Annotated in this window: 19 protein-coding genes and 1 tRNA gene; 8 read left to right on the top strand and 12 right to left on the bottom strand. The window is 60.4% G+C overall.

The genetic code is table 11. The features are described 5' to 3' along the window. The first annotated feature begins 1 nt into the window (after position 1). Positions 2-97: transfer RNA gene (locus AWU82_RS07250), tRNA-Sec, on the top strand. Positions 98-105: 8 nt separating this feature from the next. Here AWU82_RS07250 and AWU82_RS07245 read toward each other — a convergent pair. Further along, entirely contained in the window at positions 106-1,398 is a 1,293-nt protein-coding gene (locus tag AWU82_RS07245; RefSeq protein WP_190241585.1) for an OprD family porin, read from the bottom strand. Between the two features lie 210 nt (positions 1,399-1,608). Between AWU82_RS07245 and AWU82_RS07240 the strand changes: the two genes are divergently transcribed. Further along, complete coding sequence (locus AWU82_RS07240) at positions 1,609-3,804, top strand: OsmC domain/YcaO domain-containing protein (RefSeq protein WP_064381607.1); 2,196 nt, start codon at positions 1,609-1,611, stop codon at positions 3,802-3,804. Between the two features lie 67 nt (positions 3,805-3,871). Here the strand turns inward: AWU82_RS07240 and AWU82_RS07235 are convergent, their stop codons facing one another. From AWU82_RS07235 to AWU82_RS07220, 4 genes are all read right to left on the bottom strand, one after another. After that, positions 3,872-5,170, bottom strand: a complete 1,299-nt coding sequence (locus AWU82_RS07235; RefSeq protein ID WP_064381606.1) for a carbohydrate porin — start codon at positions 5,168-5,170, stop codon at positions 3,872-3,874. Positions 5,171-5,254: 84 nt separating this feature from the next. Further along, entirely contained in the window at positions 5,255-7,660 is a 2,406-nt protein-coding gene (locus tag AWU82_RS07230; RefSeq protein ID WP_064381602.1) for a glucose/quinate/shikimate family membrane-bound PQQ-dependent dehydrogenase, read from the bottom strand. A gap of 373 nt (positions 7,661-8,033) precedes the next feature. After that, entirely contained in the window at positions 8,034-8,189 is a 156-nt protein-coding gene (locus tag AWU82_RS07225; RefSeq protein WP_176243893.1) for a hypothetical protein, read from the bottom strand. A 213-nt stretch (positions 8,190-8,402) separates the two neighbouring features. Then, on the bottom strand, positions 8,403-9,200 hold the full coding sequence (locus tag AWU82_RS07220) for an SDR family NAD(P)-dependent oxidoreductase (protein ID WP_064381600.1): 798 nt from the start codon (positions 9,198-9,200) through the stop codon (positions 8,403-8,405). 105 nt (positions 9,201-9,305) lie between these two features. Here AWU82_RS07220 and AWU82_RS07215 point away from each other — a divergent pair, with 105 nt between their 5' ends. Beyond that, positions 9,306-10,283 (top strand): GlxA family transcriptional regulator, encoded by a 978-nt coding sequence (locus tag AWU82_RS07215; protein WP_064381598.1) that lies wholly within the window; start codon positions 9,306-9,308, stop codon positions 10,281-10,283. 20 nt (positions 10,284-10,303) lie between these two features. Here AWU82_RS07215 and AWU82_RS07210 read toward each other — a convergent pair whose 3' ends face one another. The 4 genes from AWU82_RS07210 to AWU82_RS07195 form a co-directional block, all read right to left on the bottom strand. Continuing rightward, complete coding sequence (locus AWU82_RS07210) at positions 10,304-11,326, bottom strand: transketolase family protein (RefSeq protein WP_064381595.1); 1,023 nt, start codon at positions 11,324-11,326, stop codon at positions 10,304-10,306. Then, on the bottom strand, positions 11,323-12,171 hold the full coding sequence (locus tag AWU82_RS07205; RefSeq protein ID WP_064381593.1) for a transketolase: 849 nt from the start codon (positions 12,169-12,171) through the stop codon (positions 11,323-11,325). The genes AWU82_RS07210 and AWU82_RS07205 overlap by 4 nt, the downstream gene beginning before the upstream one ends. Before the next feature lie 18 nt (positions 12,172-12,189). Beyond that, the gene (locus tag AWU82_RS07200; protein ID WP_039768386.1) at positions 12,190-13,488 is read right to left on the bottom strand and encodes an MFS transporter; all 1,299 of its coding nucleotides are present in this window, start codon (positions 13,486-13,488) and stop codon (positions 12,190-12,192) included. Between the two features lie 94 nt (positions 13,489-13,582). After that, complete coding sequence (locus AWU82_RS07195) at positions 13,583-14,332, bottom strand: SDR family NAD(P)-dependent oxidoreductase (RefSeq protein WP_064381592.1); 750 nt, start codon at positions 14,330-14,332, stop codon at positions 13,583-13,585. Positions 14,333-14,529: 197 nt separating this feature from the next. Here AWU82_RS07195 and AWU82_RS07190 point away from each other — a divergent pair, with 197 nt between their 5' ends. Next, positions 14,530-15,444 (top strand): LysR substrate-binding domain-containing protein, encoded by a 915-nt coding sequence (locus AWU82_RS07190; protein ID WP_011334135.1) that lies wholly within the window; start codon positions 14,530-14,532, stop codon positions 15,442-15,444. Here AWU82_RS07190 and AWU82_RS07185 read toward each other — a convergent pair. After that, positions 15,438-16,238, bottom strand: coding sequence for a DUF1206 domain-containing protein (locus AWU82_RS07185; RefSeq protein WP_064381591.1), 801 nt, complete (start codon positions 16,236-16,238; stop codon positions 15,438-15,440). The genes AWU82_RS07190 and AWU82_RS07185 overlap by 7 nt on opposite strands. 282 nt (positions 16,239-16,520) lie before the next feature. Between AWU82_RS07185 and AWU82_RS07180 the strand changes: the two genes are divergently transcribed. Together AWU82_RS07180 and AWU82_RS07175 are read left to right on the top strand one after the other, a co-directional pair. Beyond that, positions 16,521-16,751, top strand: a complete 231-nt coding sequence (locus AWU82_RS07180) for a hypothetical protein (RefSeq protein WP_011334137.1) — start codon at positions 16,521-16,523, stop codon at positions 16,749-16,751. 93 nt (positions 16,752-16,844) lie between these two features. Then, positions 16,845-17,696 carry a LysR family transcriptional regulator gene (locus AWU82_RS07175; protein WP_064384097.1) on the top strand — a complete coding sequence of 284 codons (852 nt, stop codon included), beginning with the start codon at positions 16,845-16,847 and terminating at the stop codon, positions 17,694-17,696. A 6-nt stretch (positions 17,697-17,702) separates the two neighbouring features. Here AWU82_RS07175 and AWU82_RS07170 read toward each other — a convergent pair whose 3' ends face one another. Beyond that, the gene (locus tag AWU82_RS07170) at positions 17,703-19,157 is read right to left on the bottom strand and encodes an MFS transporter (RefSeq protein WP_064381588.1); all 1,455 of its coding nucleotides are present in this window, start codon (positions 19,155-19,157) and stop codon (positions 17,703-17,705) included. Between the two features lie 230 nt (positions 19,158-19,387). Between AWU82_RS07170 and AWU82_RS07165 the strand changes: the two genes are divergently transcribed. Continuing rightward, positions 19,388-20,146: an SDR family NAD(P)-dependent oxidoreductase gene (locus AWU82_RS07165; protein ID WP_064381586.1), complete on the top strand. Its 759-nt coding sequence runs from the start codon at positions 19,388-19,390 to the stop codon at positions 20,144-20,146. A gap of 60 nt (positions 20,147-20,206) precedes the next feature. Here AWU82_RS07165 and AWU82_RS07160 read toward each other — a convergent pair whose 3' ends face one another. Continuing rightward, complete coding sequence (locus AWU82_RS07160; protein ID WP_064381584.1) at positions 20,207-21,121, bottom strand: LysR family transcriptional regulator; 915 nt, start codon at positions 21,119-21,121, stop codon at positions 20,207-20,209. A 214-nt stretch (positions 21,122-21,335) separates the two neighbouring features. Between AWU82_RS07160 and AWU82_RS07155 the strand changes: the two genes are divergently transcribed. Then, positions 21,336-22,676: a nucleobase:cation symporter-2 family protein gene (locus AWU82_RS07155; protein WP_064381582.1), complete on the top strand. Its 1,341-nt coding sequence runs from the start codon at positions 21,336-21,338 to the stop codon at positions 22,674-22,676. The last annotated feature ends 9 nt before the right edge of the window (positions 22,677-22,685 follow it).

Genomic DNA, 22,685 nt, shown 5'->3' with positions numbered 1-22,685 from the left:
AGGAAGGCAATCGCGCCCGGTGGCGCGGCCGGGCTTCAAACCCGGTTGGGGACGGCATCCGTTCCCGGGCAGGTTCGACTCCGGCTGCCTTCCGCCAATTTCCCCTCAAAAGCCCAACGGATACTGGATCACCACGTAGATCCGGTCGATGTCATCGCCTGCCTGGGCGCTGTTGGCCCGATGCGAAACGTGAGACAGCTGCAGCGACAGATCTTTGGCCGCGCCGGACTGGACGATGTAGCGCAGGTCGATGTCGCGTTCCCAGTGTTTGCCGCCGTCCCCTTGCTGCGGCTGATATTCACCGGAGTCCGCGTCGAACGAGTTATAGGCGCCGCCCTTGGGCGCGTGGGTGCCGTCGATGTGGCTGCCGGAAACGTAACGGGTCATGAAATTCAGCCCGGGAATGCCGAAGGCGCCGAGATCCAGGTCGTAGCGCGCTTGCCAGGAACGCTCGTGGGCGCCGTTGAAGTCGGCGTATTTGATCGAGTTGGCCAGGTAAATCGAGTCGCCACCGACGAAATCGAACGGCGTGTCGCCATTGATGCGTTGCCAGCCGAGCATCACCGCGTGGGCGCCGAAGGTGTATTTGCCCGAGAGGCTGAACGCCGTGTTGTCGATGTCGCCGGCTAATGCCTGCCCGGTGTCGCGGGTGTGGTAGACGTTGGCGTCGAGCAATAGACCGGACTGTTTGAAATGCAGGTTGGCGTAGTACTGGCGCCAAGTGTCGCTCAGATCGGACGCATACAGCGCGCCACCCACCGGGCTGTCACTGAACAGGTCGGTGCCGACAAAACTGATGCTTTCGCCTCGGGTGCTGGCGCCATAACCCTGGAAATCGCCTCTGCCGGAGGAACTGTCCTGGTTCTTGAACGCCGTGAAGCGCCCGGCCACGACGCGCGCGTTTTCGATCTCGCGGCTGTCGAGCAGAAAACCCGTGGCGTACTCCGGTTGCAGGCGCTTGTCCGAGGTGTCGAACACCGGCGTTTCCACGGTCATTTCACCGAAGGCGAGGGTGGTGTTCGAGGCCTTGAGCTTCAATGCAGCGCCGGCGCTGGAATAGTCGCTTTCGCTACGACCGTCGCTGTCCACCGGCAACAGCCCCGTACCGGAATGGCCCTTGCCACCATCGAGCTTCAGCCCATAAAAGGCGTGGGCATCGAGACCAACCCCGACGGTTCCGTCCGTGAAACCGGATGCGAAAGTGCCGATAAACCCTTGAGCCCATTCCTGTTTGTAATTCTTACCGGCGGGTGAGGGTGAGCGGTAATCGTTGCTCAGGTAGAAGTTGCGACTGAGCACTTCGGTCTTGGCGTCGTCGAGAAATCCGCTGGCGCACGCGGTATCGGCGAGCCCGCCAATCATTAAGGCGAGCGCGAGGCGCGGCTTGGATAAAACCATCATTTGTCAGCAACCAGGATTGGCGGAAGGTGACGCCATGCTCACGCGGATCGGCTGCCGGCGATTGAGCGCATGTGCTGAGTTGAATGTGTGAACAAGCGTCATGTTCCGTCGGCCGGCTCAGGATTGATTGCGCAAAGCACAAGACTTCACGCTCAAAAGCCGGATAATGGCGGCCAATTTGTTTAGCCCGCTATTCTGGTAACCCGCATGGAAATCAAGGTCAACTTTCTCGACAACCTCCGACTCGAAGCCAAGTTCGATGACTTCACGGTGGTGGCCGACCAACCGATCCGTTACAAGGGCGATGGCTCTGCACCGGGTCCGTTCGACTATTTCCTGGCGTCGTCGGCCTTGTGCGCGGCTTACTTCGTAAAGTTGTACTGCAGCACCCGCAACATCCCGACCGAAAACATTCGTCTGTCGCAGAACAACATTGTCGATCCGGAAAACCGCTACAACCAGATCTTCAAGATCCAGGTCGAGCTGCCGGCGGACATTTCCGAAAAGGATCGCCAGGGCATCCTGCGCTCGATCGACCGTTGCACGGTGAAGAAGGTGGTGCAGGCCGGGCCGGAGTTCGTGATCGAGGAAGTCGAGAACCTCGACGCCGATGCCCAGGCCCTGCTGATGCCGGCTTCCACGTCCGGCGCGGGCACCTGCATTGCCGGCAAGGACCTGCCGCTGGAACAGACCATCGCCAATATGTCGGGGATTCTGGCCGACCTGGGCATGAAGATCGAAATCGCTTCGTGGCGCAACATCGTGCCCAACGTCTGGTCGCTGCACATCCGCGATGCGCAGTCGCCGATGTGCTTCACCAACGGCAAGGGTGCGACCAAAGAGAGCGCGCTGGCCTCGGCGCTGGGCGAGTTCATCGAGCGGCTGAACTGCAACTTCTTCTACAACGACCAGTTCTGGGGCGAAGAGATCGCCAATGCCGAGTTCGTGCATTACCCGGACGAGCGCTGGTTCAAGCCCGGCGCCAAGGATGAGTTGCCTGCGGAAATCCTCGACGACTATTGCCTCGGCATCTACAACCGTGACGGCGAACTGCGTGGCTCGCACCTGTTCGACACCAACTCCGGCAACACCCAGCGCGGCATCTGCTCGCTGCCGTTCGTGCGTCAGTCCGACGGTGAGGTGGTGTATTTCCCGTCGAACCTGATCGAAAACCTGTTTCTCAGCAACGGCATGAGCGCCGGCAACACCCTGGCCGAAGCGCAGGTGCAGTGCCTGTCGGAAATCTTCGAACGGGCAGTCAAGCGCGAAATCCTCGAGGGCGAAATGGCCCTGCCGGATGTGCCGCAAGAGGTGCTGGCGAAATACCCCAGCATTCTCGCCGGTATCCAAGCGCTGGAAGAGCAGGGCTTCCCGGTGCTGGTCAAGGACGCGTCGCTGGGCGGTGAATTCCCGGTGATGTGCGTGACGCTGATGAATCCGCGCACCGGCGGCGTGTTCGCCTCGTTCGGCGCGCACCCGAGCTTCGAAGTGGCGCTGGAACGCAGCCTCACCGAATTGCTGCAGGGCCGCAGCTTTGAAGGCCTCAACGATCTGCCGCAGCCGACCTTCTCGGGCCAGGCCGTGACTGAGCCGAACAACTTCGTGGAGCACTTCATCGATTCCAGCGGCGTGGTGTCGTGGCGCTTCTTCAGCGCCAAGGCCGACTTCGAATTCGTCGAGTGGGACTTCTCCGGCAATGGCGAAAATTCCAACGCCGAAGAGGCCGCAACGCTGTTCGGCATCCTTGAAGACATGGGCAAGGAAGTCTACATGGCGGTCTACGAGCACATCGGCGCCAAGGCGTGCCGCATTCTGGTGCCGGATTATTCGGAGATCTATCCGGTAGAAGACCTGATCTGGGACAACACCAACAAAGCGCTGCAATTCCGGGCCGACATCCTCAACCTGCACAACCTGAGCAAAGTCGGCCTGCGCAACCTGGTCAAAGGCCTGGAACACAGCGAGCTGGACGATTACACCGACATCACCACCCTGATCGGCATCGAGTTCGACGACAACACCCCATGGGGCAAGTTGACCATTCTCGAACTGCGCCTGCTGATCTACCTCGCCTTGCAGAAATACGAGCAGGCCAAGGATCTGGTCGAAGCCTTCCTGCAGTACAACGACAACACCGTCGAGCGCGGTTTGTTCTATCAAGCGGTCAACGTGGTGCTGGAAATGGAGCTGGACGAGGATCTGCAGCTGGAAGACTACGAAGCCAACTTCCGCCGCATGTTCGGCGACGAGCGCATGGATGCGGCGATCGGCTCGGTCAATGGCAGCGTGCGCTTCTACGGCCTGACGCCGACCAGCATGAAGCTGGAGGGGCTGGATCGGCACCTGCGCCTGATCGAGAGCTACAAGAAACTGCACGCAGCGCGGGCCAGCTTCGCGGGTTGATTCCGTTGACGGCACGCACAAAAAAAGCACCTTCGGGTGCTTTTTTTGTGGTCGGCAAAGGATGGTGTCAGAGCGCGGCTTTCACCTGCAATCCAAACACCAACGCATTGTCGATGTCCTGGCCGGAGAACGCGCCCGGCTCAATGATGTATTGCACATTTGGGCGCAGCGTCAGCCATGGAGTGGCTTGGTAGCCGTAGCCGAGTTCGATCAATTGTTCGGCGCTGTCCAGGTTGGGGAACGCGGCGCCATTGTCCAGCGCTGCGTCTTGCAGCACATCGCGGCTGCGCGGGTTCGGCACTGCGCGGCCGTAGCCAAGCGCTACCGTGTCACGCGAACGGCCCTCAAAAGGCTTGTACAGAACGAGGCCGGTGCCGTACCACTTGCTGAACGGCGAGGCCGCTTCGCTGGCCGCCGAGTATTGGCCGAAGGCGTGCAGGCTGCGACCTTCAGAGACCTCCGAAGCCCAGACGGCCTGGTCGATCAGGACATAATGGCCGCCGCGCCCGGACACTTCCTTGTCACTGCCGATGCGTTTGACGTCGGAGCTGTCGTAGTAATAACCGACCTTGTACTCGCCGGGCAGTTTGCCGGCCTGCTTGTAGACCAGTTCGATCGGCACCACGGTGCCGGTGGTGTGTTTCGGGCCCAGGTGCCAGGCACGGCTGGAGTTGCCGTTACTTTCCGGGTCGACATTGAACGCGGCTACGCGCAGTTGCCAGGCCGGGGAGAGGTCGTATTTCACCCGCACACCGAGGTGGGCGTTGGGGTAGTTGGTCCAGCCGCTGCCACCGGACATGTTCAGCGGATGGCCGCAGAAACCGGCGTTCATGAAGTTGCAGAGAATGCCGCTGTCGAGGCCGCCGAGGTCATTGCCCATGGCCATGTAGCCGAGTTTGACGTTCAGCGCCGGGGTAAACAGGCTGCGCTCGTAGCTGAGCTCGGTCAGGCGGGTGTAGAGGCCGCCGTAGTTTTCCTGGATCGGCAGACGGTTGCCGACCAGGTCTTCGGAGGCACTGTTGCCGCGTCGATCGTTGATGGTCAGCTGAACCTTGCCGGCGTTGTCCACGCCGTACAGTTTGCTCAGGTCGAACTGTGCGCCGAGCTTGATGTTTTGCGAGTAACGCGCCGAGCGATGCAGGCCGCCGTCGGCGTTGTAGGCGGTTTCGCCGGTGTAATCGCCGGTGAACTTGATGCCGTCTTCATCGAACTGGTGGCGCAGGCCGCCCCAGTCGCCGGTCAGGGTACTGCGGGTAAATACGTTCGAATCGGTATCGGCAAGGGCGGGCAGGGCAGCGCCGCAGGTGAGACCGAACAGCATGCCGGTGAAAACCCCGGCGTGAGAAAAGCGAACAGCCAATGACATTGCGCAAATCCAGAGCGAAGGACATGAAACAACGCGGCACCCGAAGGTGCCGCGCACAAGTGAAACGAAGGCGAACGCGACGGTTTACGGCAGGGCGTAAGCCATTACGTAGTCGCCACGGTCGGTCGACTGACGAGCGCCACCGGCGGTGATCACCACGTATTGCTTGCCGGTTTTCGGCGACACATAGGTCATCGGGCCACCCTGGCTGCCGACCGGCAGACGCGCTTTCCAGATTTCTTCACCATTGGCGCTGTTGAAGGCGCGCAGGTAGAAGTCCTGGGTGCCGGCGATGAAGATCAGGCCGCCCTGGGTCGACAGCGTGCCGCCGAGGGTTGGCAGACCGATCTTGATCGGCAGGTGCATGCGGATGCCCAAGGGACCTGTGTCTTCAACGGTGCCGACCGGAACTTGCCAGGCGACTTTCTGGGTTTTCATGTCGATGGCGGTCAACGTACCGAACGGCGGGGCCTGGCACGGAATGCCGGCGACCGACAGGAAGCGGTTTTTGTTCACGGCGTAAGGCGTGCCCTTGAGCGGCACGGCACCCATGCCGGTGTTCAGCGCTTCGCCACCGGAAGACGCCTGAGCCTTGTTCTGCGACGGGATCATCTGAATCCACAGACCCAGACGCATGTCGTTGACGAAGATGAAACCGTGCACCGGGTCAGTGGAGATGCTGCCCCAGTTCATGCCGCCCAGCGAACCCGGGAAGCTCAGGGATTTGTCAGTGCCCGGCGCGGTGTACAAGCCATCGTAACGCATCGACTTGAAATCGATCCGGCACAGCAGTTGGTCGTAAGGCGTGGCGCCCCACATGTCCGATTCGGTCAGGTGCTGGGCACCGATCTGCGGCATGCCCACCGATTTCGGCTGGGTCGGCGAGTACGGTTCGTTGGGGATATTGGCGGCCTTGACCGGCACTTCTTTTACTTCGGTCAACGGTTTGCCAGTGGCGCGGTCGAGCACGTAAATCTGCCCGGCCTTGGTGCCGATCACCACCGCCGGTACGGTTTTGCCGTCCTTGGTGAAGTCGATCAGGCTTGGCTGCATCGGCAGGTCGAAGTCCCAGAGGTCGTTGTGCACGGTCTGGAATACCCACTTTTCTTCGCCACTGTTGGCGTCCAACGCGAGGATCGAAGCGCCGTAGGTGTGATCCAGTTTGCTGCGCTCGACACCATAGATGTCGGTGGACGAACTGCCCATCGGCAGGAATACGGTGTTGGTCGCCGGGTCATAGGACATCGGCGCCCAGCTGTTCGGCGTGCTGCGCACATAAGTTTTGCCATCGGCCGGTGCCTTTTTATCCTGCGGATTGCCCGGGTCGAAAGCCCAGCGCATGGCACCGGTCATGACGTCGAAACCTCGGATCACGCCGCCTGGCATGTCGGTTTGCACGTTGTCGGCCACACGACCGCCAACCACCACAGTGGTGCCGGCCATCAGCGGCGCGGAGGACAGTTGATAGTAGCTGTCCGGGACATCACCCAGACCGGCCTTCAGATCGACCTGGCCGCTGTTGCCGAAACCCCGGCAGAACTCGCCGGTGTCGGCATCGACCGCGATCAGGCGGGCGTCGATGGTGTTGGTGAGCAAGCGACGCGTGCAGTTGGCGACCGGAGCGGTCGGGGTTTCGCTCACTGGCGAGCTGGACGGCTTGGCGACGGCGGCGCTGGCGTCGAAATACGCCATGCCACGGCAACGCTGCCAGACTTTGGACTGAGCGTTGATCGCGTTTTTCCAGAGTTCTTTACCGGTGTCGGCATCCAGCGCAATCAGGTTGTTGTGCGGGGTGCAGATGAACACCTTGTTGCCGATCTGCAGCGGAGTCAGCTGGTCTTCGGCACCGTTGCCGTCGCTCTCGGCGATGTCGCCGGTATGGTAGGTCCACGCGACTTTCAACTTGTCGACGTTGCTGCGATTGATCTGGTCCAGCGCGGCGAAGCGGCTGCCGCCTTCGGTATTGCCGTAGTGGGCCCAGTCCTTCTGCGCCTTCTCCGGCTCGACCGGCGTCAGGCCCGGGCCAGTGCCGGTAGGGGCGACCGTCGGGTGCGCGACGAACATGTTGCCGGCAGCCACGGCCAGTCCAACCGCCAGAACAGCCGCAACGCCGTAAGCACCGCGACCTGCAACGTCACCATTGGCGCGCTTGAGCAGCGGATAGACCAGCGCAACCACCAGACCCACCGCGCTGAACATGAACAGGCGCGAGAACACCGGCCAGAACACCAGCCCTGCATCGATCACGGCCCAGATGGCGGTCCCAACCAGAAACGCCGCGAACAGCCAGGCACCGGCAGGCTTGCGCCGCGCGATCAGCAGACCGGAGACGGCCATCACCAGACCACCCACCAGGAAGTACCAGGAGCCTCCCAGGCTGACCAATTTCACACCGCCAGCAGCCAGTGCCAGGCCGAGCAGGGCGATGATCACGCCGAGCCCGACCAGAATGAATGTTGATATGCCCGAGAGGCGTTGACTCTGCTTCACGTTGAATGTCCCGTTGAAATGAGGCGAGCATTATATAGTTAGGTAACTACCTAGTTAAATCACTAAATCAGCATGAAGTGTAGTTTGCTGCTCAGCGGAGCGTCGGATCAGAGAACGGTTTGCGCCTGTTAGGCTGCAAGCGATATTGAAATGCGGTTGAAAGTCGCTTTTCTGTCAGGGAAAGTGGGATTTATGACAGGCATGGCTCGCGCATTGATTACGCCGGTGCCTGGGCTGATTAGACTAATGGCTAACAGCGCCGCCGTCTGAGCGACGGCTGGGCAATGATCATTTTTCCCATTACGCTGAAAAACTTCGTCCGCACCCTACAGAATTTCGTGATCGTGAAGAAAATAGTCCGCGTAGTTGACCTTCAGGTATTCGTCACCGTCACGCCTGTCGGCATGGCCCCATTGAACGCGTAAACACGTTCGATGGCGGCGCCTTTGCCCGTATCACTTTGCGCTACGGCCAAGCCGCTTACGGATACCGCAAGGGCCAGGCCTGCGATTTTAAATAATCTGTTCATGTTCAAGTCCTTGAGCGCCAGTGATGTGAGGAGCCTTCAAGCACGAGTCGCGATAAATCAGTGAGCGCGAGAAGGCAGTGACAGGCTATGCACGAAGACCTTCTTCAGACAGAAGCAGATCGCAGGAAGACTTTCCGCATTTTGCGGAAAATACAAAGCTGCCAGCCTTCCATCAGGGAGGGCTGGCAGCTTGACGACAGATGGCTTTAGCGATCAGTTGGCGTTGTAGCGCGGTGCGAGCCGGTTGCTCGAGAGCTCGGAGAACAAGGCCTGGCGGCTGGCTTCGTAACGCTCGTAACCTTGCAGGTCGTGCATCGAGGGGATGGAGATCAGCACGCCGTTGTCGAAATCCTGCAGAGCGCCGGCGACCAGGTCCTGGGCCGACATCACGATGCCCGGATCCAGATGTTCGACAGGCAATCCACCGATTTGCCAGAAGTCCGTTGCGGTTGCGCCGGGCAGGACGGCCTGGATCCGGATGCCTTTATCCGAGAGTTCCTTGTGCAGGGACTGGGTGAACGCGGTGACGTAGGCCTTACTGCCGCCGTACACGCCGTTGAGCAGCTCCGGCGCCAGGCTGACGATCGAGGAAATATTGATCACGGCGCCTTGTTCACGGGCGACAAAACCTGGAATCGCGGCGTAGGTCAGGCGGGTAAGGGCGGTGACGTTCAGCGTGATCATCTCGGCCATCCGCTCGACATCACTCTCCAGCAGGCCGGTATGGGTGCCGATGCCGGCATTGTTGACCAGCAAGGTGATGCTGGCGTCCTCACGCAACTTGCGTTCTACCTTGGCGAGGTCCTCGGGGCGGCCAAGATCGGCCTGCAACACTTCGATGTTCTGCCGGGTTTCGCTGGTCAGACGACTGGCCAGTGCGTTCAGACGTTCGCGGTTGCGCGCCACCAGCACCAGGTCGTAACCCCGGCGGGCAAGGTGTTCGGCGTAAATCGAGCCGATTCCGGTGGACGCGCCGGTGATGAGCGCAGTGCCTTTGTATTGTTGCGTCATGATCAAGCTCCGTGGGTTGTGTGTGGAGCCATGATGAAGGAGGGGACTGATGTCTTAAACGACGTATATGGTAGTGTTTAAGGACATTCAAAAAGGAGTTCAGTCATGCATCGCGTCGGCTATCTGATTACCGAGGGTTTTCAGGTGATGTCCCTGGCAACCCAGGCTGTATTCGAGTTCGCCAACATCGTTGCAGGGGAAGAGATCTACAAGGTCCAGAACTTCTCGATCGGCGGTGGAACCGTGCGTTCTTCGTTGGGCATGTACATCGACACGCTCCCTCTGGGCGCCCCGGGATTGGCCGACACGTGGATGATTACCGGTACGCTGACCCCCTTGAACCCGCCAGGTGAAGAGGTGCTGGCCAGCGTGCGCGCCTTCGTCGATGGAGCCCGACGCACAGCAGGTCTGTGCACCGGCTCGTTCGTTCTGGCGCAGGCAGGGGTTCTGGACGATCGAAGGGCGACCACCCACTGGTCCTATGCGAACAAGCTCCGTGAGCTGCATCCAAGAATCGAGGTCGAGGAAGACCGGATCTTCATCGTCGACGGTCCCGTCTGGACGTCGGCAGGCATGACAGCCGCGCTGGACATGGCGCTGGGCATGGTGGAAAAGGATCTGGGCACCGACATGGCCCGGTCGGTGGCGCACAAACTGGTCATGCATCAACGGCGCTCGGGTGGGCAGTCCCAGCATTCGGAACTGCTCACGCTTGCTCCAAAGTCGGACCGTATTCAAAGTGCGCTGGAGTATGCGCGTACGCACCTGAGCCGCCCGCTCAGCGTGGAGGAACTTGCCGACGTCGTGCACTTGAGTCCCAGACAATTCACCCGGGTATTTACCGCCGAGACGGGCCAGTCACCGGCCAAAGCCGTGGAAAGCCTGCGTCTGGAGGCCGCTCGCGTGATGATCGAGCAAAGTCGTCACAGCCTGGACCGCGTGGCGAAGGAAACGGGGTTTCGAGACCGTCGCCACATGCGCGAAGTATTCATGCGAGGGTTTGGCGTTCCGCCGCAGGCGGTTCGAAGGGATGCCAGGCGGATCGGCCAAGAGAATCCAGCTGATCGGGGCGCTCATCCGTAAGCGCCCCGATCAGGCAGCAGTCAAAGCCAGGACTTGATTTGCGCGCAGACGGCGTCGGTGGAAATGCCGTAGCGATCATGCAGTGTCGGCAGTGCGCCGGCGTCGAGGAACGCGTCGGGCAATGCGATCTGCCTGAACGTCGGCGTCACTCCGTTGCGCAGCAGTACCCCGGCAACCGCTTCACCCAGCCCGCCAATAATCGAGCTGTTTTCTGCGGTAACCACCAGCCGGCCAGACTTGCGGGCCTCGGCGAGAATGGTCTGTTCATCCAGCGGTTTGATCGTCGGCACATGCAGCACCGCGACATCGACGCCATCGGTCTGTAGCGCCTTGGCGGCCTCCAATGCGCGCATGGTCATCAAACCGGTCGAGATGATCAGGACATCGTTACCGGTGCGCAGGGTCTTGGCCTTGCCGATCTCGAATTGATACCCGTATTCATCCAGCACCAGCGGCACGTTGCCGCGCAGCAGGCGCATGTAGACCGGGCCCTGATGCGCGGCAATGGCGGGCACGGCCTGTTCGATTTCCAGCGCGTCACAAGGGTCGACGATCATCAGGTTGGGCATCGCCCGGAAGATCGCCAGGTCATCGGTGGCCTGGTGGCTGGGGCCGTAGCCGGTGGTGAGGCCGGGCAATCCGCAAACGATTTTGACGTTGAGGTTTTCCTCGGCAATCGCCATGCAGATGAAGTCGTAGGCGCGACGCGAGGCGAACACCGCATACGTGGTGACGAACGGCACGAAGCCTTCGCGGGCCATGCCTGCGGCAGCGCTCATCAACAGTTGTTCGGCCATGCCCATCTGATAGAAACGATCCGGGTGGGCCTTGGCGAAAATGTGCAGGTCGGTGTACTTGGACAGGTCAGCGGAGAGGCCGACGATGTCCGGACGCTGATCCGCCAGTGCAGCCAATGCATGTCCGAAAGGTGCAGATCTGGTGACCTGACCTTCTGATGCGATCGAGGCAATCATCGCCGAGGTGGTCAGGCGCTTCTTGATCGGTTCGCCAGTCGAAGTCGGTGTGTTGGCGGCGTTGCTCATTGGTTTTTTCCTTCTTCAAGCGTGGTCAGTGCCAGATCCCATTCGTGTTCGTCCACGCGGATGAAATGGGTCTTTTCGCGGTTTTCGAGGAAGGGCACACCTTTGCCCATGGTGGTGTCGCAGATGATCACCCGAGGTTGGGTGCCAGGGTGGTGGCGGGCGGCATCGAAGGCTTTGACCAGTGCGTTCAGGTCGTTGCCGTCGACGCGCTGGGTGAACCAGCCAAACGCTTGCCAGCGATCAACGATGGGTTCGAACGACAGGATCTCGCTGGAATGGCCGTCTGCTTGCTGGTTGTTGACGTCGACGATGGCGATCAGGTTGTCGAGCTTCCAGTGCGAGGCCGACATCACGGCTTCCCAGGTCGAGCCTTCGTTCAGCTCGCCGTCCGACAGCAGGTTGTAGACGAACGATGTCGAGTCCTTGCGCTTGAGACCCAAGCAGGCCCCGACGGCGATGCCCAGCCCCTGACCCAGCGAGCCACCGGTGATTTCCATGCCCGGCGTATAGGCGGCCATGCCCGACATCGGCAATCGGCTGTCATCCGAACCGTAGGTTTCAAGCTCATCAAGCGGGATGATCTCGGCTTCGATCAGCGCCGCGTAAAGCGCAATCGCGTAGTGACCGATCGACAGATAGAACCGATCACGCGGCTCCCACGCCGGGTCTTCGGGGCGATAGCTCAGCGCATGGAAGTAGGCGACCGCGAGCAGGTCGGCGGCACCTAGGGCCTGGCCGACGTAGCCTTGGCCTTGCACCTGGCCCATGCGCAAGGCATGGCGGCGAATGTTGTGGGCGCGCTCGGCCAGCGTCTGGGGTGTTGTGAATGAAAGGTTGGCAGTCATGGTGAATTCTCCTGTGAATCAACGATTGACCAGGGCGGCGGGAATGCGCAGGACCAGCGAGGCGCCGACCAGCAATACGCCGGTGATCAGATACATGCCGATAGCGCTGGAGCCAGTGAGTGTGGTTATCCAGCCAATCAGGTAGGGCGAGCAGAAGCCGGCAAGGTTGGCGAAGCTGTTGACGGCGGCGATGCCTGCGGCAGCGGAGACACCGCCGAGCAGCGTGGTCGGGAGCATCCAGAACAGCGAGGTCGCGGACAGGATGCCGGAAGCCGCCAGGCACAGACTGAGAATGGACAGCATCACATTGCCTCCCATCAGCGCCGCGAGGGTCAGGCCGATGGCCCCGGCGATCATCGGGACGATGAGATGCCAGCGGCGTTCGCGATGTTTGTCGCCACTGCGTCCGACCAACAACATGGCGGCGATGGCACAGAGGTAGGGCAGGCTGGTCAGCAAACCGATCTTCATCGGATCGGAGACCCCGGCATTACGCACAAGGGTCGGCAGCCAGAAGGTAATTGCGTACTGCCCCATCACCACACAGAAATAGATCCCCGCGAGCAGCCAGAGGCGACGGTCACGAATGAATTCGCCCACGGATGCATGCGTCACTTTCTGCTGGTCATCCTCCGCCAGCTCACGGGTGATCAGGGCTTTTTCGTCGTCGTTGAGCCAACTGGCCTGATGCACGCCATCCTTGAGGTAGCTGAGCACCAGCAGTCCGACAACCACCGTAGGCACAGCCTCCAGCACAAACATCCATTGCCAGCCGGCCCAGCCGTGCATGCCGGCGAAGTGGTTCATGATCCACCCGGAGAGCGGGCCGCCGACCATGCCCGACAACGGGATGGCGATGAACCACAACACCGTCATGCGCGCACGCCGGTAGGACGGAAACCAGTAGGTGAGGTACAGCAGCAGACCCGGCGCCAGGCCGGCTTCGGCAATGCCCAGCAGAAAGCGCAGGGCGTAGAACTGCCAGGCGGTTTCGACGAAGGCGAAGAGGGCGGAGACAATGCCCCAGGTGATCATGATGCGCGCGATCCACACTCGCGCGCCGACCTTGTGCAGGATGATGTTGCTGGGCACTTCGCAGAGAAAGTAGCCGATGAAAAACATGCCCGCGCCCAGCCCGTAGACTGTTTCGCTGAGCGCCAGATCGTTCATCATTTGCAGTTTGGCAAAGCCGACGTTGACGCGATCGAGGTAGGCGCACAGGTAGCACAGCATCAGGAACGGCATCAGGCGCCAGGCGGTTTTACGGTAGGCGTTGGAACGCACCGCCGAAACGGCTTCGAGCGACAGGGTAGTCATGGTCTGATCTCTTGTTTTTATTGACCGCCGGGCAAGTCTGCCCGGCCGTATCATCGATCCAGAACCGCACGGGCCGCGAGGCCCGCAACGTGTGTCAGTGAATCAGCATGCCGCCGTTCACATCCAGGGTGATGCCGGTCAGATAGGAGGACAGGTCGCTGGCCAGGAACAGCGCCGCATTGGCCACATCCTGCGCCTCGCCCAGGCGCCCCAGCGGAATGCCGTCGATGATCGCGTGGCGGCGTTCGTCCTGCATCAGGCCGCCCGTAATGTCGGTGTGAATCAGGCCGGGGGCGATGGAGTTGACGCGCACGTTGTCCGGCCCCAGCTCACGCGCCATGGCCTTGGCCAGACCCAGCACACCGGCCTTGGCGGCGCTGTAATGAGGCCCGCCAAAAATGCCGCCGCCGCGCTGCGCGGAAACCGAAGACATGCACACGATGCTGCCGCTGGCTTGCTGGCGCATGAGCGGAATCACCGCCTGAGACATCAGCAACGTACCGCGCAGGCTGACGTCCAGCACCTTGTCGTAATCACCGGGGCGGATATCGAGGGTCTTGAGGGGTTGGGTGATGCCGGCATTGTTGACCAGTATGTCGATCCGGCCAAAGTGTTCGATGACGGTCGCGACAGCCTGCTGCACCTGAGACTCGTCGGCGACGTTGGCAGCCAGGCCGAGATGACCCTCGCCCAAAGAGGCAGCGGCATCGCGGGCAGCGGATGCGTCCAGATCCAGAATCACCACCCGGGCGCCATGTTGAGCGAAGGTCGTAGCTGTCGCGCGGCCGATACCACGTGCGGAGGCAGCACCTGTGATGATCGCGACTTTGCCTTGAAGAAGCATGGGAGAAACCTCTGATTGTTGTTATTGAGTCGGTCCGTGCAGAACCGATGACTCAGCTTGTCTCCCGTAACGACCCTGAGCAATAACGCAAACTTCACTGGATGCTGAAAAAAATTCAGCACTCGCCAACATGCGGTTGTGGTGTTTGAATAGCCGAACGCCCGGCCTCAGCCACTTGCAGCGGAACAACCATCATCATGAGTTCATCTGGCGAAGCTCCGCCGATCCTGCCACCCCTGAAAGCCATTCAGGCCTTTGAGCAAACTGCGCGCTTTGGCAACGTCGCGCGTGCGGCCGAAGTGCTGGACCTGACGCCCTCGGCAGTCAGTCACCAACTGGCCAAACTCGAGGCGATGATCGGGCGCCAGCTGTTCCTCAGAACGGCCAGAGGGGTGACGTTGACGCCGGTAGGCGAGCAATACCTGTCCGAGATTTCCGGCATCCTGCACAGCCTGGCGGTGGCAACAGAGCGCGCGACCAGTGATGTCAGCCTCGACTGCCTGCGACTACATTCGTCACCCAGCTTCGGCCTGCTGTGGCTGATGCCGCGCCTGGAACAGTTTCGCGAGAGCCATCCCGACATTCAGCTCAATCTCTCATGCTCCTATGAATCGCTGCACTTCAGTCGGGACAAGATCGACGTGGACATCCGCCACGGCATGCCGAACTGGCCAAGTTTCGAAGTGCGCACGTTGCGCAACGAAAAAATCGCAGTCCTCGCATCGCCCAAACTTCTGGAAAAACGCCCGATCCGCGCCGTCGCCGACTTGCTGGACTGCAACCTGATCCTGTCGGAGGCGACGCTGATCAAGTGGCCGCAACTGTTTGCTCAACACGGGCTGTCGCGCCCTGAAAGCCCCTATACCTTGAGCTTCGACCGCTCCTACATGACCCTCGAAGCCGCCAGCCACGGGCTTGGATTTGCACTGGAAAGCACGCTGCTGGCGCAGGACTACCTGGCGCGCGGCGAGTTGGTCGAAGTCATTCCCGGGCTGAGTGCCCCGATCACCGCACACCACTTGGTTTTCCCGAAGGCGCATGCGGGATTTCCACGGGTGAGGCGGTTTCTGGAATGGATGCAGCGTGAGTTGGGGCATGACTTCAGTTACTGAAGCACATCCATATTGATCTTGCGCCAACACGCTTCCGAGAAACTGTAAACCGAGAACGCAATCAGCCCCAGGGCCATCACCATCAACACAAGCCATCCAGCGGGTAGATTCTGCAGCGCGTCCAGTGCTTCCTTCATGCCAGGCGGGTCCATGGCTTGATAAGCGGAACCGCTGAAGGCCAGCAGCAAAGCAATTTCCATAAACACGATGCCGCGGGCGATCAGGCCGAATCGAGATACCGGACGGACATAGCGCATGACCTCTTCGTCGGCCTCAAAATACTTCTCGAACGAGGCCTTCCAGCCCTTGATGATGTGAGCAATGCCAACTCCCAGCGGGATGAGCGCAATCAGGTACAACAACAGATTCGAGTGTTCCCACGACAAAAGATGCGCCAGCCAATCCTTGGTTTGCTCTGCGGAATGGCTCGAACGGCGGCTACCGCTCACAAGCAGTCCCAATGCAAAAAACGCCAGAGCACCGTTGACCAGACCCCCTGCAAACAGGCCTGCACGAATCACCAGACCTTTGAGCTGCGTGCCGTGATGATCGACATCGCGTATCGCTTGCAGGACACGCCAGGCTGCAAACGCAAGCAGGCCCGTCACCACAAGGCCCACCAGAAAATAGCCGAACGGCTGGCTCAGCAAGGCTTCCAGGCTCTTGTGACTGTCCTTGGGTTTTGTCGAATCATGGGCTGCCAATAACGCGAATATGCCGATAATCAAATAAAGCACTCCGCGAGCGGCGTATCCGCCCCGAGCGAGTATGACGAGACTGCGTTGCGCGGACATTGGATAGATTTCCGAGGACTGGTAAGAGAGCAGACCCTTGTTGCTGAAAGGGGTTCTGTTACGAATCGGAGTCCGGACACTTACCCGGAGTGCGATGGATGAAGGGGACGAGCTGCCGTTGCGAGCCGGACGATCCTGACCCATCATTCAGATTCATATTGATGCCGTGGTGAAAATGGACAAGCAACTGGCTGGTTACTCGATTGTATTGACCATCATCTGGGTTTCAGCGGTTATCGCGGTCATGTACTGGATGTCTAATTGAACGTATTGGGTGGCGATGTGGAAGGCGTGGTGTTGGGCGACAAGATTCAGCGAGAAGCGGATCGACTGCTGGCGCAGATTGTCCGGGCAGACTCGATGATCATTGCTGTCAAGGCCGGGGCGCGGGCGGATGGGTTTGTACTGGGACTGGAAACCGGCGGGGCCTTGCGTGCCGGCGATGCCGAGAGGCTGTACATCATTTTCGAAGCCGCGCTGGTGGAGCGTTTGAAGTCATTGTCGCGAGGCTGATCGGATCGGCTGATTGAATCGAAATTCACGAACAGCCATCTACTTGAACTATAAGCTGACCACTCAATGTTCATTTTTGTACGGGGCGAGGGCATGGACTGGAGTGACATGCGGATCTTCCTGGCGATTGCCCGCAGCGGCTCGCTGGGCGGAGCCGCCAGGGAGTTGGGGGTCAGTCACCCGACGGTCGGACGGCGCTTGCAGGTGCTTGAACAAGCCAGCGGGCAAGCCTTTTTCCTGCGGACCGCTCAAGGGCTGGTGCTCACGGACAGTGGCGAGAGGATTCTCGGTCTCGCGCAGGACATGGAACACAGCGCGTTGGCCATCGAGCGGCGTCTGGCGGGGCATGGTGATCAGCCTGAAGGCCTGTTGCGGATATCCTCAGCCGAATGGTTCGCCTGCCATGTTTTGTCGCCGGTTCTCAGCGAACTGGTGCACCGCTATCCGTTGATCGTTCCCGAAGTCATAGCCGGTCATCGGCTGTTCGACCTTGCCCGCCGGGATGCCGACATCGCTTTCCGGATCGTGCCTTTCACCGAACCCGACATAGTGCACCGCAAGCTGACAACTCTGTCGTACGGCCTATACGCGGCTTTGCATGCCCCGGCGCCGCAGCGGGACGGCGAGGGGTTGGGCCTGATCCTGATGAACATCGCCCAGTCCCATTACCCGGACGTGCAATGGCTGCAGCAACGCTATCCGCTGGCCCGCACCGTGTTCACCAGCAGCAGCCGTACGGTTCAGGCACAGATGTGCGCAAAGGGTCTGGGCGTTGCCGTTTTGCCCCGCGTCCTCGGTGACTCCGTGTCGGGACTGCGACTGCTGGATGAGGACGAGCCACCGCCAGGGCGGGATATCTGGATGGGGTACCACCAGGACCTGCGCCAGATGGACCGGCTGCGCGCACTGGCTGACCTTGCCTCCAACATGATCGGTGCGGGGTAGCGCGCCTCAGGTCGGGCGAACAGCCGAGGCTTGCGCTACCGTCGCTGGCTCGCGCGCTAACGTCAGGCTTATCGCTGCCCCTACGGCCAGGCAAACGGCGATGCACAGAACAGCGATCGTGAACGCATGAGTGATGCTGACCGCCGTCGCCGGTTCACCCAGCAAGGTATAAAACACACCGCCAATCAGTGCGACGCTCAGCGATGTGCTGATCTGCAGCGTGGCGCTGGTAATGCCTGCAATCATCCCGGCATACGCCGGCGCTACCCGGCCGGTGACCATGCGCATCAACGTCGGCAGGCCGAGCCCCTGTCCCAGACCGATCAGGAACAGGATGACCGTCAGAGAAGTGAAGGGCGGGGCGAGGGTAGTCGGTGTCACTGACACGAGCCAGCCCAGCCATAGTAATCCGACGACTTCCAGTCCCATGCCTACCGGATTCACGTAGCCCCCGAGGACGCGCCTGAGGAGCGGAACCGACAGGGGACCGAGCAGAAATCCCGCGCCAAACGGCAGAAAGATCAGGCCGGCGTGCAGTGCACTCATACGCAATGCGCTTTGCATGTACATCGAGAACATCAGAAAAAACACACCGATTGAATAGAAGCAAAGCGCGACCAGAAGCGCTCGCCCCAGGCCCGGTGCATTCAGTACGGCCGGGGCGAGGATGGGCGTTCCTCCGGCCCGGTGCAAGCGGCTCTCGTAGCGCCAGAACGCTACCGCCAGCGCAGGGCTGGCGGCCAGCGACAGCCAGGCCCACCACGGCCATCCTGCCTCGCGGCCTTCAATCAAAGGCACGACCAAAGTGGTCAAGGTCAACATCGACAACGCGGTGCCCACGAGATCCAGCTTGTTCGCGTGCTGCGCACGGGTTTCTTTGAGTACCGGGATGCCGAACGCAATCACCAGCAACGCGATCGGCAGGTTGACCAGGAAGATCGCGCGCCATCCCATGCCCAACACGTCGACCTCAATCAAAAAGCCGCCCAGTGCCTGACCGATCACAGACGCCAGTCCAAATACGGCCCCGTAAATGCTCAATGCCAATGGTCTTTCCGACACTGGGAAAATCGCCTGCACCGATGCAAGTGCCTGAGGGGCCATGACGGCGGCGGTCACACCCTGCAAGGTGCGTCCGAGGATGAGCATCCACGGCGAAACCGCCAGGCCGCACATCAGCGACGCGGCGGCGAAGCCCAGCAGGCCAAGGAAAAACATCCGCCCGCGGCCGTACAGATCGCCGAGTCGTCCGCCGGTAATCAGCGTCACGGCATAGAGCGTTGCATAGGAGGAAATCACCATTTGCTCGGCAGAGGAGCCTGTCCCCAGATCCTCCTGTATCGAGGGCAGGGCAACGTTGACGATAAAAAAATCCAGGGGCGGCAGAAACGCTCCGACGAGCAAGATGGCAAACATCAACCAGCGCCGGGGTTCGGGCACTTCGATTTCGATTCGAGACATGACAGGCATCCTGTAGGGAAACTCAGGTTTGACGACGACCGAAGGGCAAGGCTTCGCGCCTGCTTGGACCAGGTCGCCGGGTCCCAATTTAAGGAATCGCTCCTGCGTTTTCGCCTTACAAAACTGCACGGCCAACGTTCATTCGTGTCAGTGCCGTTCTGCGCCGTTGACGCTCACCATGAGCCAGGTCGTTTCAGACATTCCCTTCATCAACGACCGAGGAGTCAGACATGTCAGGTAAATTCAGTGATCAGGTTGCCGTCGTGACCGGCGGTTCCACAGGGATCGGGTTTTCCATCGCGCAAGCCTTGATCGCCGAGGGCGCCAAACGCGTTTACATCACTGGACGGGCAGCAGACAGGCTGGAGGCGGCAGTTGCCAGACTCGGCGACAAAGCTGTCGCGGTGGTTTCCGATGTCTCGCGTCAGGCCGATCTCGATACGCTCAAAGCGACCATCCAAACACGCGACGACCGGCTGGACGCGGTGTTCGCAAATGCCGGGATCTGTGAGAAAAATCCGCCCGGAGAGACCAGCGAGGCTGCTTACTACGCCATGTTCGACGTGAACGTGAAAGGCGTTTTCTTCAGCGTTCAAACGCTTCTTCCGTTGATGAAAGACGCTTCGTCCATCGTCTTGACTGCCTCGATCTGCTCCAGCAACGGCATGGAAGGATTGAGTCTGTACAACGCGTCGAAGGCGGCGGTCCGATCATTTGCACGGACGTGGGCCAATGAGCTCAAGGACCGCAAAATCCGCGCAAACGTGTTGAGCCCTGGCTTCACCCGCACACCACTGATGGACAACGGGCTGAAAATGAGCGAGAGCGACATCGCCGCGCTGCGCCAGCACGTCGAGCAAATCACGCCATTGGGCTACATGGCGCAACCCGAAGAAATTGCCAGCGCGGCACTGTTTCTCGCCTCGGACGACGCCAGATACGTGAACGGCGTGGAGCTGATGGTCGATGGTGGTTTATCGCAAATCTGAAGCAGGGGATTGGTAAAGCTTCGGGCAGGCGTAAGGCGACTTGTTCCATCTACATTGACCTCAAAGCGTGGTGGTCTGCCCGTTGCGATCCAGTTCATACACCTTGTTGCTCTGCAACTTCTCCTTCAGCCATCGCTCCGCCTTACCCAGCGGCCGCTGCCGCGCCCAGAGCAAATCCACACCAATCTGCCAGTCCGTATGCGGATACGCCGAGAGCTGCAGTTCCACCAGCTCACCCTTGGCCAGTTCACGCTGTATGAGTTGGCGGGGCAGGGTGGCCCAGCCGAGTCCGGCGCGGACCATTTCCAATAACGCCAGATAGCTTTCCGCCTGCCACAACTGGGTCGAACGCAGGTATTCGCTGCTCGGCAGTTTGCTCGCGTGGGCGCTGAAGGCCAGGCGGCGATGGACGTGCAGATCCTCGAACGTGACGTTTTCGAGTTGCGCCAATGGGTGCCGGGGATGGCAGACGTGCAGCATGATCAGTTTGCCCAGTTGCTGGAACGCCAGCTCCTTGGGGTAGCCGGGCTGCGAGAACGCCACACCGAGTACCGCTTCGCCGCTGCTGACCAGCTCGCTGACGTCGCCATGGACCGGATGACGGATGATCAGGTCGACAAAGGGGAAGGCTGCTTCGAAGGCTTTGAGCACCGGCATGATCGGGCCATACGGCGTTTCAATGGCCAGTGTCAGGCTGGGTTCTACGTTGTCCGAGAGGCAGTCGGCGTGGGCTTCGAAGGTCATGCAGCGTTCGAGCACGGCTTCGGCCTGCACCAGCAATTTGTGGCCGCTGGCGGTGAGGGCAGGGCTGCGGTTGCTGCGGTCGAACAGGTCGACGCCAAGGTCGGTTTCGAGGTTGGCAATCGCTGCGCTGATGGTCGATTGGGTCTTGCCCAGTTTGCGTCCGGCGGCGGAAAACGATCCGCTTTTGACCACTTGGACGAACATCTGCAGTTGATCGAGTGAGAAGCGCAAGCGTTGAACTCCCGGTTCGAAAATGAAGGTTTGGAGCGGCTAACGGAAGCCAGATTCGTGCCATCGGAAAAAGCGATGGTTGCTAATTTGTTTCATCGCAATAAACGTTCAAATATGGCCGCGCTTCAAACGATCTCCGGGGCGGATGCACCTTTCGAACGCCTTGGGCATGCCCGCAATCTCAACAGATGCCGCACCTTCAGGAGCGTGTGAAATGACCACACAACGCATTCATCCGGTGGACGAGGTTTTGCCACTGCGACAGTTGTTCACGTTTGGCCTGCAGCATGTTCTGGTGATGTACGCGGGAGCGGTGGCGGTACCGCTGATTCTTGGCAGTGCGATGGGGCTGACCTCGGCGCAGGTGGTGTTGCTGATCAACGCGAACCTGTTGACCTCTGGTGTGGCGACGCTGATTCAAACTCTCGGTTTCTGGAAGTTCGGCGCCCGCCTGCCGCTGATTCAGGGCTGCTCGTTCATCGCCCTGGCGCCGATGATCATGATCGGCAAGGAGTTCGGCCTCAATCAGATTTTCGGCGCGGTGATCGCGGCGGGTTTTCTCACCATTGCGCTGGCACCGGTGTTCAGCCGATTGCTGCGGTTTTTTCCGCCGGTGGTGATTGGCAGCCTGATCACCATTATCGGCATCTCGCTGATGCCGGCCGCGGCGATCTGGCTGGGCGGTGGCAATCCCGATGCGGCAGATTTTGGCAATCCCGCCAACCTGTTGCTCGGTTTGGCCACGGTCAGTATGACGCTGGTGATCTACGCCAGATTCAAGGGCTTCATCGGCAACCTCAGCGTGCTGATTGGCCTGTTTGTCGGCAGCCTGATCGCAGCGGCTTGCGGCATGACTCACTTCAATCGGGTCAGCGAAGCGGCGTGGTTTGAGCTGAGTGCGCCGATGGCGTTCGGCGCGCCGGAATTCGCGCCGGTACCGATTCTGATCATGACCCTGGCGATGCTGGTCATCATGGCCGAGACCACCGGCAACTGTCTGGCGATCGGCAAATTGACCGGCAAACCGACCACGCAACAGACCCTCGGCAACGCATTTCGCGCCGATGGCTTGTCGACCATGCTCGGTGGCTTGTTCAACAGCTTTCCTTACAACGCCTTCACCCAGAACACCGGTTTGATTGCGCTTTCCAACGTTAAAAGCCGCTTCGTCGTGGCCGCTGCCGGGGCAATCATGGTGCTGATGGGCCTGTTCCCGAAACTCGGCGCGTTGATCGCCGCGGTGCCGACGCCGGTGCTCGGTGGCTGCGCGATTGTGATGTTCGGCATGACCACGGTGGCGGGGATTCAGGAACTATCACGGGTGCAATTCGAGGGCACGCGCAACGGCATTATCGTCGCCGTGTCAGTGAGTGTCGGGGTGCTGCCGATGTCCTTTCCGGCGCTGTTCGAACACGTCGGCCCGACCCTGAAACTGGTGCTCGACAGCGGGATTTTCCTCGGAGCGATCACCGCCATCGTCCTCAACGTTCTGCTCAACGATGAAAAAAAATCGACCGAAACCATCGGCGCTACATCGGCTGAATTGGCCGACTGACTTTTGTTT

Origin of the sequence: Pseudomonas glycinae, assembly GCF_001594225.2 — a bacterium.
GTDB lineage: Bacteria > Pseudomonadota > Gammaproteobacteria > Pseudomonadales > Pseudomonadaceae > Aquipseudomonas > Aquipseudomonas glycinae.
The sequence above is the reverse complement of the archived record's forward strand: the minus strand, read 5'-3'. Positions and strand labels throughout refer to the sequence as shown.

Excerpts from the sequence above, each read along its gene's own strand:
- AWU82_RS07165 (WP_064381586.1), top strand. The coding sequence starts at position 19,388 with ATGTCAGGTAAATTCAGTGATCAGGTTGCCGTCGTGACCGGCGGTTCC.
- AWU82_RS07195 (WP_064381592.1), bottom strand. The coding sequence starts at position 14,332 with ATGCTTCTTCAAGGCAAAGTCGCGATCATCACAGGTGCTGCCTCCGCA.
- AWU82_RS07185 (WP_064381591.1), bottom strand. The coding sequence starts at position 16,238 with ATGTCCGCGCAACGCAGTCTCGTCATACTCGCTCGGGGCGGATACGCC.
- AWU82_RS07235 (WP_064381606.1), bottom strand. The coding sequence starts at position 5,170 with ATGTCATTGGCTGTTCGCTTTTCTCACGCCGGGGTTTTCACCGGCATG.
- AWU82_RS07190 (WP_011334135.1), top strand. The coding sequence starts at position 14,530 with ATGAGTTCATCTGGCGAAGCTCCGCCGATCCTGCCACCCCTGAAAGCC.
- AWU82_RS07155 (WP_064381582.1), top strand. The coding sequence starts at position 21,336 with ATGACCACACAACGCATTCATCCGGTGGACGAGGTTTTGCCACTGCGA.
- AWU82_RS07245 (WP_190241585.1), bottom strand. The coding sequence starts at position 1,398 with ATGGTTTTATCCAAGCCGCGCCTCGCGCTCGCCTTAATGATTGGCGGG.
- AWU82_RS07200 (WP_039768386.1), bottom strand. The coding sequence starts at position 13,488 with ATGACTACCCTGTCGCTCGAAGCCGTTTCGGCGGTGCGTTCCAACGCC.
- AWU82_RS07170 (WP_064381588.1), bottom strand. The coding sequence starts at position 19,157 with ATGTCTCGAATCGAAATCGAAGTGCCCGAACCCCGGCGCTGGTTGATG.
- AWU82_RS07175 (WP_064384097.1), top strand. The coding sequence starts at position 16,845 with ATGGACTGGAGTGACATGCGGATCTTCCTGGCGATTGCCCGCAGCGGC.
- AWU82_RS07205 (WP_064381593.1), bottom strand. The coding sequence starts at position 12,171 with ATGACTGCCAACCTTTCATTCACAACACCCCAGACGCTGGCCGAGCGC.
- AWU82_RS07220 (WP_064381600.1), bottom strand. The coding sequence starts at position 9,200 with ATGACGCAACAATACAAAGGCACTGCGCTCATCACCGGCGCGTCCACC.
- AWU82_RS07240 (WP_064381607.1), top strand. The coding sequence starts at position 1,609 with ATGGAAATCAAGGTCAACTTTCTCGACAACCTCCGACTCGAAGCCAAG.
- AWU82_RS07210 (WP_064381595.1), bottom strand. The coding sequence starts at position 11,326 with ATGAGCAACGCCGCCAACACACCGACTTCGACTGGCGAACCGATCAAG.
- AWU82_RS07225 (WP_176243893.1), bottom strand. The coding sequence starts at position 8,189 with ATGAACAGATTATTTAAAATCGCAGGCCTGGCCCTTGCGGTATCCGTA.
- AWU82_RS07215 (WP_064381598.1), top strand. The coding sequence starts at position 9,306 with ATGCATCGCGTCGGCTATCTGATTACCGAGGGTTTTCAGGTGATGTCC.